The 14,319-nt window shown below is 72.3% G+C and carries 14 protein-coding genes; 6 read left to right on the top strand and 8 right to left on the bottom strand.

Annotated elements, in window-relative coordinates; genetic code table 11:
* The first annotated feature begins 38 nt into the window (after window positions 1-38).
* Complete coding sequence (locus tag ACLE50_RS19520; RefSeq protein WP_410945029.1) at window positions 39-1,109, top strand: ATP-dependent DNA ligase; 1,071 nt, start codon at window positions 39-41, stop codon at window positions 1,107-1,109.
* Window positions 1,110-1,132: 23 nt separating this feature from the next.
* On the opposite strand, the gene ACLE50_RS19515 is transcribed toward ACLE50_RS19520, so the two are convergent.
* Window positions 1,133-2,116 carry a LacI family DNA-binding transcriptional regulator gene (locus ACLE50_RS19515; RefSeq protein WP_410945028.1) on the bottom strand — a complete coding sequence of 328 codons (984 nt, stop codon included), beginning with the start codon at window positions 2,114-2,116 and terminating at the stop codon, window positions 1,133-1,135.
* A gap of 176 nt (window positions 2,117-2,292) precedes the next feature.
* On the opposite strand from ACLE50_RS19515, the gene ACLE50_RS19510 reads away from it, so the two are divergent.
* From ACLE50_RS19510 to ACLE50_RS19495, 4 genes are read left to right on the top strand one after another with little or no spacing between them, the layout of a single operon-like run.
* On the top strand, window positions 2,293-3,708 hold the full coding sequence (locus tag ACLE50_RS19510; protein ID WP_410945027.1) for an ABC transporter substrate-binding protein: 1,416 nt from the start codon (window positions 2,293-2,295) through the stop codon (window positions 3,706-3,708).
* Window positions 3,705-4,649 carry a carbohydrate ABC transporter permease gene (locus tag ACLE50_RS19505; protein ID WP_410945026.1) on the top strand — a complete coding sequence of 315 codons (945 nt, stop codon included), beginning with the start codon at window positions 3,705-3,707 and terminating at the stop codon, window positions 4,647-4,649. Before ACLE50_RS19510 ends, ACLE50_RS19505 begins: the two co-directional genes overlap by 4 nt.
* Window positions 4,649-5,527, top strand: coding sequence for a carbohydrate ABC transporter permease (locus tag ACLE50_RS19500; protein WP_410945025.1), 879 nt, complete (start codon window positions 4,649-4,651; stop codon window positions 5,525-5,527). The genes ACLE50_RS19505 and ACLE50_RS19500 overlap by 1 nt, the downstream gene beginning before the upstream one ends.
* Window positions 5,528-5,582: 55 nt before the next feature.
* Window positions 5,583-6,737 (top strand): ABC transporter ATP-binding protein, encoded by a 1,155-nt coding sequence (locus tag ACLE50_RS19495; RefSeq protein WP_410945024.1) that lies wholly within the window; start codon window positions 5,583-5,585, stop codon window positions 6,735-6,737.
* Between the two features lie 117 nt (window positions 6,738-6,854).
* On the opposite strand, the gene rlmN is transcribed toward ACLE50_RS19495, so the two are convergent.
* The 7 genes from rlmN to rpsB all read right to left on the bottom strand — a co-directional run bounded on the left by rlmN (window position 6,855) and on the right by rpsB (window position 12,894).
* The gene (gene rlmN, locus ACLE50_RS19490) at window positions 6,855-7,964 is read right to left on the bottom strand and encodes a 23S rRNA (adenine(2503)-C(2))-methyltransferase RlmN (RefSeq protein ID WP_410945023.1); all 1,110 of its coding nucleotides are present in this window, start codon (window positions 7,962-7,964) and stop codon (window positions 6,855-6,857) included.
* Between the two features lie 49 nt (window positions 7,965-8,013).
* Window positions 8,014-8,586 (bottom strand): hypothetical protein, encoded by a 573-nt coding sequence (locus ACLE50_RS19485; RefSeq protein WP_410945022.1) that lies wholly within the window; start codon window positions 8,584-8,586, stop codon window positions 8,014-8,016.
* 158 nt (window positions 8,587-8,744) lie between these two features.
* Window positions 8,745-9,488 carry a class I SAM-dependent methyltransferase gene (locus ACLE50_RS19480; protein ID WP_410945021.1) on the bottom strand — a complete coding sequence of 248 codons (744 nt, stop codon included), beginning with the start codon at window positions 9,486-9,488 and terminating at the stop codon, window positions 8,745-8,747.
* Between the two features lie 10 nt (window positions 9,489-9,498).
* On the bottom strand, window positions 9,499-10,467 hold the full coding sequence (locus tag ACLE50_RS19475; RefSeq protein WP_410945020.1) for a phosphatidate cytidylyltransferase: 969 nt from the start codon (window positions 10,465-10,467) through the stop codon (window positions 9,499-9,501).
* A gap of 5 nt (window positions 10,468-10,472) precedes the next feature.
* The gene (frr, locus tag ACLE50_RS19470; RefSeq protein ID WP_410945019.1) at window positions 10,473-11,030 is read right to left on the bottom strand and encodes a ribosome recycling factor; all 558 of its coding nucleotides are present in this window, start codon (window positions 11,028-11,030) and stop codon (window positions 10,473-10,475) included.
* Window positions 11,031-11,127: 97 nt separating this feature from the next.
* Complete coding sequence (tsf, locus tag ACLE50_RS19465; protein WP_410945018.1) at window positions 11,128-11,943, bottom strand: translation elongation factor Ts; 816 nt, start codon at window positions 11,941-11,943, stop codon at window positions 11,128-11,130.
* Window positions 11,944-12,030: 87 nt separating this feature from the next.
* Window positions 12,031-12,894 carry a 30S ribosomal protein S2 gene (gene rpsB, locus ACLE50_RS19460; RefSeq protein WP_410945017.1) on the bottom strand — a complete coding sequence of 288 codons (864 nt, stop codon included), beginning with the start codon at window positions 12,892-12,894 and terminating at the stop codon, window positions 12,031-12,033.
* Window positions 12,895-13,901: 1,007 nt separating this feature from the next.
* Here rpsB and ACLE50_RS19455 point away from each other — a divergent pair.
* Complete coding sequence (locus ACLE50_RS19455) at window positions 13,902-14,291, top strand: M23 family metallopeptidase (RefSeq protein WP_410945016.1); 390 nt, start codon at window positions 13,902-13,904, stop codon at window positions 14,289-14,291.
* Window positions 14,292-14,319: the final 28 nt, after the last annotated feature.

Below are 14,319 nucleotides of genomic sequence, written 5' to 3'. Positions count from 1 at the left end.
TCCCTGCGTACCCCCGGTTCGAGGAGGAGACTGCCGACGTGGACCTGCCCGTGATGCCCCCGGTGAAGCCGATGCTGGCCAAGCCCGCGTCGTCGATCCCGGCGGGGCGGCTGTACGAGCCCAAGTGGGACGGCTTCCGCTCGATCGTCTTCCGCGACGGCGACGACGTCGAGATCGGCTCCCGCAACGAGAAGCCGATGACCCGCTACTTCCCCGAGGTCGTCGAGGCGCTCCGCAAGAACCTGCCCGAGCGTGCGGTGGTCGACGGGGAGATCGTCGTCGCCGACACCGGGCGGAACACGCTGGACTTCGAGGCGCTGCAGCAGCGGATCCACCCCGCCGCGAGCCGGGTGACGCTGCTGTCGGAGCAGACGCCGGCGTCGTTCGTCGCGTTCGACCTGCTGGCCCTCGACGACGACGACCTCACCGGCCGCCCGTTCGCCGAGCGTCGTGCGCTGCTGGAGTCCGCGCTGGCCGACGCGCAGCCGCCGGTGCACGTCACCCCGATCACCGACGACACCGCCACGGCGCAGCGCTGGTTCGAACGGTTCGAAGGTGCAGGGCTGGACGGCCTGATCGCGAAGGCCCCGGACGGCGTCTACCAGCCGGACAAGCGGGTGCTGACCAAGATCAAGCACGAGCGGACCGCGGACTGTGTGGTCGCCGGGTACCGGGTGCACAAGTCCGGCCCGGACGCCGTCGGATCGCTGCTGCTGGGCCTCTACGACGACCGCGGCGTGCTGGTGTCGGTCGGGGTCGTCGGTGCGTTCACCATGGCGCGGCGCCGCGAGCTGATGACCGAGCTGCAACCGCTGGTCACCGGCTTCGACGACCACCCGTGGGCGTGGGCGAAGCAGGAGGAGGGCGAGCGGACCCCGCGCAAGTCCGAACAGAGCCGGTGGAACGCGGGCAAGGACCTGTCGTTCACGCCGCTGCGCCCGGAGAGGGTGGTGGAGGTGCGCTACGACTACATGGAGGGCGCCCGGTTCCGGCACACGACGCAGTTCGTGCGCTGGCGCCCGGACCGCGATCCCGGGTCGTGCACCTACGACCAGCTGGAACGGCCCGTGCGCTTCGATCTGGCCGAGGTGCTGGCCGGGCGGAGCTGAGCGCCGGGACACTGCCCGGACGCTCACCCGGGCACGCACCCGCAGGACTCCCGGTGCACGAACCGGCCCGGCAGCCGCACCGTGCGCGGCGGCTCCGCCGGCTCGGCCATCCGCGCCAGCAGCATCCGCACCGCCTGGCGCCCGATCTCGGCGAAGGGCTGCGCCACGACGGTGAGCCGCGGCCGGAACGCGTCGGCCCACGGGAAGTCGTCGAACGCGACCAGGGCGACGTCGCCGGGCACAGTCAGGTTCTCGTCGTGCGCGGCGAGCATCGCGCCGATCGTCATCGCGTTGTTGCCGGTGACCAGCGCGGACGGCGGATGCGGCCCGGTGAGCAGGTCGCGGACCGCGGCGCGCGCCGGTTCGGACTCCGAGTGCCCGTCGACCACCGACGACCAGGTCAGTCCCGCCTGCCGCAGGCCGAGCCGGTACCCGGCCAGGCGCTCCTCGGTCGTCGTCAGCCCGGAGGCGCCGGCCACGAACGCGATCCGCCGGTGCCCGGCCGCGGCGAGGTGGGTGACGAGCCCGGCGACCGGTGCGGTGTTCTCCACCCCGATCTCGTCGTGCCCGTCGCCGAGGAGCCGGTCGACCAGCACCGTCGGGACCCGGCGTCCGTCGAGGGCGGCCAGCGTGCCGGCGGCGTCGGCGGACGGGGCGAGCAGGACGCCGTCGACCCGGGTGATCAGCCGGGCGACCGCGGTGCCCTCGTAGGCGGGGTCGTCGTGCGGGTCGGCGAGCAGCAGCATGTGCCCGGCTGCGGCGGCCTCGGACTCGACGGCGTGCAGGAGCTCGCCGAGGTAGGGATTGGAGATCGCGGACAGGGCCAGCCCGAGGGTCGCCGTCCGGGAGGTGGCCAGCGAGCGCGCGGCCGCGTTGGGCAGGTAGCCGACCTCGCGGACGGCGCCGAGTACCGCGCGGCGGGTGTCGTCCCGCACGGCGCGGGTGCCGTTGAGGACGTGCGAGACGGTCGCCGTGGAGACCCCGGCGAGCCGGGCGACATCGGCCATGGTCGCGATGACCCACCTCCAGCTCGGCACGCTCTCGCCGCGTCGCGATGTGGCGCAGACTACAGGCAAGCGCTTGCGCAAGCGGTTGATTCGCCCATACCGTGCACGCATCCTCCGTTCGTGGGTGCCTCACATCACAGCACCGCGGCCGGGTCCTCGACGACGAGGAGCGACTCGTGAATTACGCACGACCCGGCTCCCGGGTGCGGCGCCGCCTCCGTCCGGCGTTCGTCGCGCTGGCCGCCGTGCTGACCCTGGTCCTCTCCGGCTGTGCCGGTGCCGGGTCCCTCGGGGCACCCGCCGACGCCCGGATCGTGACGATCGCGATCGTGTCCAACCCGCAGATGGAGGACGCGGTCGAGCTGACCCCGCGGTTCGAGGCCGAGAACCCCGGCATCAAGCTGCGGTTCGTCAGCCTCTCCGAGAACGAGGCCCGCGCGAAGATCACCGCCTCGGTCGCGACCGGCGGCGACGAGTTCGACGCCGTCATGATCTCGAACTACGAGACCCCGCAGTGGGCCCGCAACGGCTGGCTGACCGACCTCGACCCGATGATGGCGGCCACCCCCGGCTACGACGAGAACGACTTCATCCCCAGCATCCGCAGCGCGCTGTCCGGTCCGGACGGGCACATGTACTCGGTCCCGTTCTACGGCGAGTCCTCGTTCCTGATGTACCGCAAGGATCTGTTCGCCCAGGCCGGCCTGACCATGCCGGCCCGCCCCACCTGGGACGACGTGGCGCGCTTCGCCGACCGGCTCACCGACCGGGACCGGCAGCAGGCCGGGATCTGCCTGCGCGGCAAGCCCGGCTGGGGAGAGCTGATGGCCCCGCTGGACACCGTGATCAACGCGTTCGGTGGCCGCTGGTTCGACGAGCAGTGGAACGCGCAGCTGGAGTCGCCCGAGGTCCGCCGGGCCGTGAACTTCTACGTCGACCTGCTCTCCCGCGACGGCCAGGACGGTGCACCGGCCTCGGGCTTCTCCGAGTGCGGCACGCAGTTCGCCCAGGGCAACACGGCCATGTGGTACGACGCGACCGTCGCCGCCGGGCTCGTCGAGAGCCCCGACGAGTCGACGGTGGCCGGCAAGGTCGGCTACGCCCCCGCCCCCACCGGGCCCGACGGGCGCCCGGCCGGGTGGCTCTACACCTGGTCGCTGGCCATCCCGAAGACCACCGCGGAGAAGGGGCCCGAGCAGGTCGACGCGACCTGGAAGTTCCTGTCCTGGATGACCTCCAAGCCCTACCAGCGAATGGTCGGCGAGGAGCTCGGCTGGACCTCGGTGCCGCCCGGGGCGCGGCGGTCGACCTACTCGATCCCGGAGTACGCGCAGGAGTCGAAGGCCTACGCGCCGCAGACCCTGCAGGCGATCAGCTCGGCCGACCAGTCGAAGCCCAGCGCGCGGCCGGTCCCCTACACCGGTCTGCAGTTCGTCGGGATCCCGGAGTTCCAGGACCTCGGCACCCGGGTCAGCCAGCAGGTCTCCGCCGCGATCGCCGGTCAGCAGACCGCCGACGAGGCGCTGCAGGAGTCCCAGCGCTACGCCGAGACCGTCGGCGAGAGCTACCAGCAGGAGGGGGCGGGCCGATGACGGTCACCGACGACCGTGGGCAGGCGGCTCCCCCGCCCACCGCCCCGGCCGAACGCGGCGACCCGCGCCGCGAGGGCTGGATCCGGCGGGCACCCCTGCTCCCGGCGCTGATCTTCACGATCGTCGTCACGCAGATCCCGTTCCTGATCACGATCTGGTACTCGCTGCAGTCCTGGAACCTGGTCCGTCCCGGTGGGCAGCGCTTCGTCGGACTCACCAACTACCTGACCGTGTTCACCGACTCCCAGTTCCGCGGCGTCGCGTTCAACTCGGTGCTGCTCACGCTCGGGTCGGTCGCGATCGCGATGGTCCTCGGGCTGCTGATCGCCCTGCTGCTGAACCGGACCTTCCCCGGCCGCGGCATCGTCCGGACACTGATCATCACGCCGTTCCTGATCACCCCGGTCGCCGGCGCTCTGCTGTGGAAGACGGTGCTCTTCCACCCCAACTACGGCCTGGTCAACTTCCTGCTGTCCCCGTTCGGCGCCACCGGCACCGACTGGGTGTCCTCGTTCCCGCGGACCTCGGTGATCATCGCGCTGGTGTGGCAGTGGACCCCGTTCATGATGCTGCTGATCCTCGCCGGGCTCGGGTCACAGCCGGCCGAGGTGCTCGAGGCCGCCCGGATGGACGGCGCGACCGGATTCGCGGTGTTCCGCGAGGTCACGCTGCCGCACCTGCGCAGGTTCATCGAGCTCGGCGTGGTCCTGGGCGCGATCTACCTGGTCAACACGTTCGACACGATCTACATGATGACCCAGGGCGGGCCCGGCACCGCGTCGGCGAACCTGCCGTTCTACATCTACCAGCGCGCGTTCCTGGGCTTCGACATCGGCGAGTCCGCCGCGATGGGCGTGGTCACCGTGGTGGCCACGATCGTCGTCGCCACGCTGGCCCTGCGGCTGATCTTCCGCAGCTTCTCCGCCGCCGAGGAGGCGTGATGACCACCGTCGCCGAGACCGCCTCCGAACCCCGCACCGGACCGGCTGTGCGCCCGGCCCGGCCGAAGGGCCGCGGCACCGGGGCCCTGCTCACCACGCTGGCCTGGATCGTGGGCATCGGGTTCTTCTTCCCGGTGCTCTGGATGGTCATGACGGCGTTCAAGACCGAGGCCCAGGCCGTCACCGTCCCGCCGACGGTGTTCTACGTGCCGACCTTCGACAACTTCGCCGAGGTCTTCCAGGGCGGGGTCGGGCCGTACCTGCTGAACTCGTTGTTCGCGACCGTGGTGTCCACGCTGCTGGTGCTGGTGCTGGGTGTCCCGGCCGCGTTCGCGCTGAGCCTGCGGCCGGTACGCAAGACCTCCGACGTCCTGTTCTTCTTCATCTCGACCAAGATGCTGCCGGTCGTCGCCGCGATCGTCCCGATCTACGTCGTCGTGAACCACCTGGGCGCGCTGGACAACATCTGGACGCTGATCGTGCTGTACACGGCGATGAACCTGCCGATCGCGGTGTGGATGATGCGGTCGTTCTTCCTCGAGGTGCCGCGCGAGCTGCTGGAGGCGGCGAGCATGGACGGCGCCTCGCTGGCCCGGTCGCTGCGCGAGGTCGTGCTGCCGATCATCTCGCCGGGGATCGCGGCGACCGCGCTGATCTGCATGATCTTCGCCTGGAACGAGTTCTTCTTCGCGGTGAACCTGACCGCCTCCCGGGCCGCGACGGTCCCGGTCTACCTGGTCGGGTTCATCACCTCCGAGGGCCTGTACTTCGCCAGCCTCTGCGCCGCGGCGACCGTCGCCGCGCTGCCCGTGGTGATCGCCGGCTGGATCGCGCAGAACAAGCTGGTCCAGGGCCTGTCCTTCGGCGCCGTCAAGTGACCGTGTCCGGATGACCAAGTCATGATCGAGTCGCATTCTTCGAGGGGAGCCCGCCGTGGCTGACGTGGTGTTCGACCAGGCGAGCCGGATCTACACCCCGGGCGCGAAGCCTGCGGTCGACCGGCTGGACCTGGAGATCGGCGACGGCGAGTTCGTCGTCCTCGTCGGGCCGTCGGGTTCGGGCAAGTCGACGGCGCTGCGGATGCTCGCCGGGCTGGAGGAGATCGACGGCGGCGCCATCCGCATCGACGGCGACAACATGGTCGGGGTGCCGTCGCGGGACCGCGACATCGCCATGGTCTTCCAGAACTACGCGCTCTACCCGAACAAGACCGTCGGGGAGAACATGGCGTTCCCGCTGCGGATGGCCGGGGTCGACAAGAGCGAACGGGCCGAGAAGGTCCGCGACGCCGCCCGCATCCTCGGGCTGACCGACTACCTCGACCGCAAGCCCGGTGCGCTGTCCGGCGGGCAGCGGCAGCGGGTCGCGATGGGGCGGGCGATCGTGCGGGAGCCGCGAGTGTTCCTGATGGACGAGCCGCTGTCGAACCTCGACGCCAAGATGCGGGTCTCCACCCGCACCGAGATCGCGTCGCTGCAGCGGCGGCTCGGTGTCACCACCGTCTACGTCACCCACGACCAGGTCGAAGCCATGACGATGGGCGACCGGGTCGCGCTGCTGGCCGACGGCAGGCTGCAGCAGTTCGCCACCCCCGCCGACCTCTACGACCGGCCCGCGAACGCGTTCGTCGCCGGGTTCATCGGCTCACCGGCGATGAACCTGTTCACCGTGCCGGTCACCGAGAAGGGCGCGCGGATCGCCGGCTGGGACGTCCCGCTCCCCCGTGACGCCCGGGCGACGATCGCCGAGCACGGCGTGCAGACGGTCACGATCGGCATCCGGCCCGAGCAGTGGCGGATCGTGGGCGACGGCGAGGAGGGCGTCCCGGCGCACGTCGACGTCGTCGAGGAGCTGGGCAGCGACGCGTTCCTCTACGGCCGCCCCGACTCCCCCGCCGACGGGGCGGCGGCCGGCGGAGCGGAGGACGGCGCGGAGAACGGCGCGGAGAACGGCGCGGAGAACGGCGCGGACACCGTGGTCGTACGGACCACGGGGCGCAGCGGCGTGCGACGCGGCGACCGCATCACGCTCGTCCCGGACACCGAGGGTCTGCACCTGTTCCACCCGGAGTCCGGCGAACGGCTCTGAGCCGGCCGTCTCCCCGAAACGGCAGAGGCGACACAGGCGGGGCGGCAGCAACGACGGCGGACGCGCAGACGGTGGACGCGCAGACGGCGCGCGGACGGCGGGCGGTGCCGCGTGAGCTCAGCCGGAGTGCGAGGCGGCGAGCTGGCCGCAGGCCGCGTCGATCTCCTGGCCCCGGGTGTCGCGGACGGTGCACGCGACTCCGGTGGCCCGTACGCGGCGCACGAACTCCTCCTCGACCGGCTTCGGCGAGGCGTCCCACTTGCTGCCCGGGGTGGGGTTGAGCGGGATCAGGTTCACGTGCACCCGGGAGGTGCCGATGTGCTGCCGCAGCATCTTCCCGAGCAGGTCGGCGCGCCAGCCGTGGTCGTTGATGTCGCGGATCAGCGCGTACTCGATCGACACCCGGCGCCCGGTGGTGGTGGCGTAGCGGCGCCCGGCGTCGAGGACCTCGGAGACCTTCCACCGGTTGTTGACCGGGACGAGGGTGTCGCGCAGCTCGTCGTCGGGGGTGTGCAGGGAGATCGCCAGCGTGACCGGCAGCTCCTCCTCACGCAGCCGGTCGATCGCCGGGACCAGCCCGACCGTCGACACGGTCACGCCGCGCGCGGAGATCCCGAACCCGTCCGGCGACGGCGAGGTGATCCGGCGCAACGCCGCGACGACCCGCTTGTAGTTGGCCAGCGGCTCGCCCATGCCCATGAACACGATGTTGGACAGCCGGGTCGGCTCGCCGAGCACGCCGTCGCGGGCGGCGGCCGCGGCCTGCCGGACCTGGTCGACGATCTCGCCGGTGGACAGGTTGCGCTGCAGCCCGCCCTGCCCGGTCGCGCAGAACGGGCAGGCCATCCCGCAGCCGGCCTGGCTGGAGATGCACACCGTCGCGCGGTCCGGGTAGCGCATGAGGACGGACTCGGCGAGCGTGCCGTCGTGGCCGCGCCAGAGCATCTTGTGGGTCTCGCCGTCGTCGCAGGACTTCTCGGTGACCGGGGTGACCAGCGCCGGGAGCAGCGGGCGGAGCTTGTCCCGGACGTCTGCGGACAGGTCGGTCATCGCGTCGACGTCGGCGGTGAGCCGCCCGAAGTAGTGCCGGGCGAGCTGGTCCAGCCGGAACTTCGGCACGCCGAGGTCGGCCGCGGCGGCGGCCCGGTCGGCGGGGGCGAGGTCGGCGAGGTGGCGGGGCGGCATACCGCGGCGCGGGGCGTCGAAGACGAGCGGAAGGCTGGACATGGCGCCCTCCAGTGTGCCAGCCGCTCCCGGACGACGGCCGGGCGGCGGGTCAGCCGACCCCGGGGATCCGCAGGTTGTAGCGCCGGGAGAGCTCGTCGAGGATCCCGAGACGGCGGGCGGCGGCGATCCACAGCACCACTCCCGCACCGAGGCCGAGGACCGCCTGCGCCGAGGACCCCTCCGGTGAGCCGAGCGCCAGGAACGCCGCGAACGCGGCCAGGACCAGCACGATCCCGCCGACGGCGACCAGGCTGCGCTCCTCCAGCACCGCCGAGGCCTGGATCAGCAGCACCCCGATCAGCGCGACGGACACGGCCAGGCCGAGCTCGCCGTAGCCGAGCAGGGACAGCAGCGAGGGCAGCAGCACGATGCCGGCGACGCCGATGAGGATCAGCCGCTGCATGCGCCGCTTGCGCTCCGGGTGCAGGACGACCGCCATCGCCCGGTTCCGGCGCCGCACGATCCACAGGTAGACGGTCAGGCCGACCCCGAGTGCGACGAGCACGGTGCCGAGCCCGCTGTCGAGCCCACCGGCGCCGACCGCCCAGGTCAGCGCCCCGAGGACGATCTCCAGGCTGGGCGCGGGCGTCCCGAGCGCCGGTTGACGCATGGTGTTCGGCATCGGTCCACGGTAGCGAGGAACGACCCCGGGACGCCTCGGGGTCGTCCCTGATTCCGTCACCGGCGTCGCGCCGTCGCCGTGTGGGTCGCCGATCGGACGATCGACGCGGACCGGAGGGTCGGCGCGGGCCGGAGGGTCGGCGCGGGCCGGACGGACGGTCAGCGCGGCGGTACCGGTGCGGCCGGACGGCGCCGGGTCAGCAGCCGGTAACCGACCCGGAGGGTGGTCCCGGCGACGTCGTCGATCGCCGTCCGCGCGGTGCGGGCGGAGAACTCGATGCGCAGGACGTCCTCGAGGTCGGCCCGGCTGTCGAACCGCCAGGTGGACACCACCCGGCGGAGTGCGAAGCCGCGCCGGGCGAAGAACCGGTCGACCGCGGGCGGGTCGTAGCGGGGCAGGTCCGCGCACAGCCACGGGCCGTACGGGCGGGCGGTGAAGTCCAGGTCGACGACGGCGAGCACTCCCCCGGGGCGCAGCACCCGGTCGGCCTCGGCGAGGCCGGCCTCGCAGCCCGGCCCGAAGAAGTACGCGGTGCGCGCGTGCAGGACGTCCGCGCTCGCGTCCGGCAGCGGGAGGTCCGCGGCGCCGGCCTCGTGGATCGTGATCCGGTCGTCGCCTGCGCAGCGGGCGCGGGCTCGTTCGACCAGCGGTGGATGCGGTTCGACGCCGACGACGCTCGCCGCCTCGCCTGCGAAGCGCGGCAGGTGGAACCCGTCCCCGCAGCCGATGTCGACGACGTCGGCGCCGGTCCAGCCGCCGGTCTCCTGCCACAGCGCGGACCAGAGGGCGCCGTCGGCGTCCTGGGCGCGGTTCTCGACCTCGTAGATCTCGGGCCAGTGCCAGATGTTCGGGCTGGGGATGGCGGATCCGGACCGCCTCGGCCCGCCGAACGTGCGCTTCACGCCGCGCACCTCAGCCGACCGGGACGACGACTCCGAGCGCCGCCCACGCCACGAACGCGGCGGGCAGCAGGGAGTCCATCCGGTCGAGCAGGCCGCCGTGACCGGGCAGCAGGTGCCCCATGTCCTTGATGCCGAGGTCGCGCTTGACCAGCGACTCGACGAGGTCGCCGAGGGTCGCGGTGGCGACCAGCAGCAGACCGACGACCGTGCCCCAGTACCAGGGGGCGCCGAAGAACAGGGCGACGCACAGCGAGCCGGTGATCGCGCCGGCGGCCAGCGACCCGGCGAAGCCCTCCCAGGACTTCTTGGGGCTGATCGTCGGGGCCATCGGGTGCCGGCCCGCGACGACGCCGGCCGCGTACCCGCCGACGTCGGAGGCGACGACGCAGAGCAGGAAGGTCAGGACCCGGCCGATGCCCTGCGGGGCGACCGTCATCTGCACCGCGAACGCGACGAACAGCGGCACGTAGACCGCCACGAACAGCGACGCGCTCATGTCCCTGACGAAGTGTGCAGCGCCGGACCGCATGCGCCACAACAGGATCGCGAGCACCGTGCCGGTGAGGGCGGTGAGGGCGCCGTGCAGGCCGTACGGCCAGGAGAACCAGACGATGGCCTGCCCGCCGACGAGCAGGACCGGCAGCGAGACACGGATGTCGGCGCCGCGGCGCAGCGCGCCCGCCAGCTCCCAGGTCGCGACGACCGTGCAGACCGCCAGGACCAGGACGAACCACTGGGGGACGATCAGCAGGCTCAGCAGGATGACCGCGCCGAGCCCGACGCCGACGCCGATCGCGGCGGCGAGGTTGCGGCCGATCCGGGAGCGCTTGTAGCCCTTCATCCCCCGCGTCAGCTGCGGGGGCTCCGGCGCCGCGGCGGGAGCAGGCTGCGGCGCCCCGGGCGTCGCCGAGGCACCGGCCGGGCCCTCGTGGGGCAGGTCGGACGTCATCGGGACAGCGGCGTCGGGAGAAGAGGGCACCGGGCTCACACCTCGAGGAGCTCGGATTCCTTGCTCTTGACCAGCTCGTCGATCTGCGTGACGTAGCGGTCGGTGATGGTCTGCAGTTCCTTCTCCGCGCGGCCGACCTCGTCCTCGCCGGCCTCGCCGTCGCGCTGAATGCGCTGCAGCTCGTCCATCGCCTTGCGACGCAGGCCGCGCAGGACGACGCGGGCGTCCTCGCCCTTGCCGCGGGCGATCTTGACCATGTCGCGGCGGCGCTCCTCGGAGAGCGCGGGGATGATCACGCGGATGATCTGGCCGTCGTTGTTGGGGTTCACACCGAGGTCGGACTCGGCGATCGCCCGCTCCATGGCCTTCAGCTGGCTGGCGTCGTAGGGCTTGATGACGGCCATCCGGGCCTCGGGGATGGACACCGAGGCGAGCTGGTTCAGCGGGGTGAAGGCGCCGTAGTAGTCGACGACGATCCGGGAGAACATGTTCGGCGTGGCCCGTCCGGTCCGGACGCCGGCGAGGTCGTCACGTGCGACGGTGACGGCCTTCTCCATCTTCTCTTCGGCGTCGAAGAGGGTTTCCTCGATCACGGCTGCTCCCCGCCTGGTGTCGTGCTGTCGTCGTCGATCCTCTCACCTCCGGGCCCGGGCGGTGCGCACGCACCGCCCGGGACACCGGATGCGGGGATCAGCTCTGGCCGACCTCGAAGCGCACGAAGCGCTCGATCGTCAGGCCGGCCTCGTCGGCGACGGCCTTGACGGTCTTCTTCGGGTCGGTGACCGACGCCTGCTCGAGCAGCACGACGTCCTTGTAGTAACCGTTGACCCGGCCCTCGACGATGCGGGGCAGCACCTGCTCGGGCTTGCCCTCCTCGCGGGCGGTGGCCTCGGCGATGCGCTTCTCGTTCTCGACGACGTCGGCGGGGACGTCGTCACGGGTCAGGTACTCCGGGCGGGCCGCGGCGACCTGCATGGCGATGCCACGGGCGGCCTCGGCGTCGTCACCGGTGTACTGCAGCAGCACGCCGATCTGCGGGGGCAGGTCGACGGCGCGCTTGTGCAGGTAAACGGCAACGGGGCCGTCGACCTGGGCGTAGTTCTTGAGCTCGAACTTCTCGCCGATGCGGGCGGACAGCTCGTGCACCGCCTCGCCGACGGTCTTGTCCTCGAGCTTGGTCTCGCGCAGCGCGTCCAGGTCGGCCGGCTTCTGCTCGACGGCGACCGACACGATCTTGTCGGCGAGCTCGATGAAGTCGTCGGACTTGGCGACGAAGTCGGTCTCGCAGTCGAGCTCGACCAGCGCGCCGTGCTGGGCGACGACGAGGCCGTTGGCGGTGGCGCGCTCGGCACGCTTGCCCACGTCCTTCGCACCCTTGATGCGCAGGAGCTCGACGGCCTTGTCGAAGTCGCCCTCGGACTCCTCCAGGGCCTTCTTGCAGTCCATCATGCCGGAGCCGGTGAGCTCACGGAGCCGCTTGACGTCGGCGGCGGTGTAGTTCGCCATCGGGTGTCTCTCGTCCTCTGTGTCGTGACGGGAAAGGACCGGGCCGCGTCCCGGGGCCCGTCGTGCGGGCCCCGGGACGCGGATCGCTCAGTTCTGGGTGCCGTTGGAGGTCGACGCCGGAGCGGTCGCGGCCTCCGCGCCCTCGCCACCGGCGGCGGACAGGCTGGCGCCGTCCGAGCCGACCTCGTTGCCCGCGAGCACGTCCTGCTCCCACTCGGCGAGCGGCTGCTCGGGAGCGGCGGTCTCGCCCTCGCCACGGCGCTGGCCGCGGGCGGTGAGCCCGTCGGCGACGGCCGTCGCGACGACCTTGGTCAGCAGCGCGGCGGACCGGATCGCGTCGTCGTTACCCGGGATCGGGAAGTCGACCTCGTCCGGGTCGCAGTTGGTGTCCAGGATGGAGACGACCGGGATGTTGAGCTTCCGGGCCTCGCCGACGGCGATGTGCTCCTTCTTGGTGTCCACGATCCAGACCGCGGACGGGACCTTGGACATGTCCCGGATACCGCCGAGGGTCTTCTCGAGCTTGTCCTTCTCACGGGTCAGCGTGAGGATCTCGCGCTTGCTGCGACCCTCGAAACCGCCGGTCTCCTCCATCGACTCCAGCTCCTTGAGGCGCTGCAGACGACGGTGGACGGTCTGGAAGTTCGTGAGCATGCCGCCCAGCCAGCGCTGGTTGACGTAGGGCATCCCGACGCGGGACGCCTCCTCGGCGATGACTTCCTGGGCCTGCTTCTTGGTGCCGACGAACATGATCGTCCCACCGTGCGCGACCGTCTCCTTGACGAACTCGTACGCACGGTCGATGTACGACAGCGTCTGCTGCAGGTCGATGATGTAGATGCCGTTGCGCTCGGTCAGGATGTAGCGCTTCATCTTCGGGTTCCAGCGACGGGTCTGGTGCCCGAAGTGCACGCCGCTGTCGAGCAGCTGCTTCATGGTGACGACGGCCATGGCCTGCGTTCACCTCTCGGTCGGGCGCGGCGGATGCCGCGCGTGCGGTTGTCGCGGGGCCACCGGTCGGTGGTCTCGCCCTGGCGCCCGACGCGGAACCGGACCCGGCTCCCCTGCTGCCGTGAGCTGCTGCTCGACGGCGACGGGGCGCGGGACCGCCCGGCTCCGCTCCCGGTTCACCGCCCTGGCGGGCGGCCTGCGGGTACGCGGGCGCGCGAAGTCACCACGACGGGTCGTGGTGCGGGAGTCAGTGTACGCCCGGGCCTGCGAGGTCACGACGGCGGAGCCCGGGTTCGCCGGGAGTTCGCCCGGGGTTCGGGTTCACCGGTCCGCGGGGGTCGTCGGGCGGTCGGTGGCACGTTCCGATGGCACGGTCGATGTCGCGGCCGGCCGGCGCGGCTGCGAGAAGGCCGACCGGCCGGTGCCGGTTGTCCACACCGTGCGGATCGGTCCACAGCCTGCGGATCTCCGATATCACGGCCGCGCGCCGGGCGCAGGATTCCGGGATGAGGTCGTCGCGACGCCGTTCCGTTCCGCCGCATGCCGGGTCCCTGGCGTGCCGTGCCACGTCCGGCCGGGCAGGGCACCGGGGTCGCCCGCGGCACCTGCGGTGGGCGGCGACGGGTCCGCGGCGCTCGCCGTGGGGTGCGGTGCGGGTGATGGCGGTGGTGGTGGCCGCCGTCATGGGGGTGGCGCCGGGGGCAGAGGCCGCGGCATCGTCTGCGGGCACGGGGCCGGGGCCGGTGGCCGCGGCACTTGAGGGCGGTGCCGGGCCGGTTCGCGAGGATCCGCCCGGTGGTCCGGCCCGACCGGCGCCCGCCGCACCGACACCTACCGCACCGCCATCCGCTGCACCGACACCCTCCGCACCGCCATCCGCTGCACCGACGGCGGCCGCACCGCACTCAGGCGCGCCGTCTGCCGTACCGGCTCCGCCGCGGCCGCCCGGGGCGGGGATCCGGGCGCCGGGGGCGCACTACGCGTGGCCGCTGCTGCCGGTGCCGGAGGTGACGCGGCTGTTCCGCAAGCCGACGTTCCGCTACGGGAGGGGCCACCGGGGCGCCGACCTGGCGGGGGTGCCCGGCCAGGCGGTGCTCGTCGCACGGGAGGGCGTCGTCGTGTTCGCGGGCAGGCTCGCCGGACGCGGTGTCGTCTCGGTCGACCATCCCGACGGGCTCCGCAGCACCTACGAGCCGGTGACGGCCTCGGTCACGGCAGGCGCGCGGGTGGGCGCCGGGGACCCGGTCGGTGTGCTCGAACCGGGGCACGGCGGCTGCCCTGTCGCGGCGTGCCTGCACTGGGGCGTCCGACGGGACCGGCTCGATCACCTGGATCCGCTGGTGCTGCTGCGGTCGCCACGGGTGCGGCTGCTGCCGTGGGAGGGGGCGCCTGGGTGACGAGCACCCCGGCATGATCGGCGGGTTC

This window comes from Pseudonocardia phyllosphaerae, from assembly GCF_046546475.1.
GTDB classification, from domain to species: Bacteria; Actinomycetota; Actinomycetes; order Mycobacteriales; family Pseudonocardiaceae; genus Pseudonocardia; species Pseudonocardia phyllosphaerae.
This window is presented reverse-complemented; position numbering and strand designations above follow the sequence as displayed.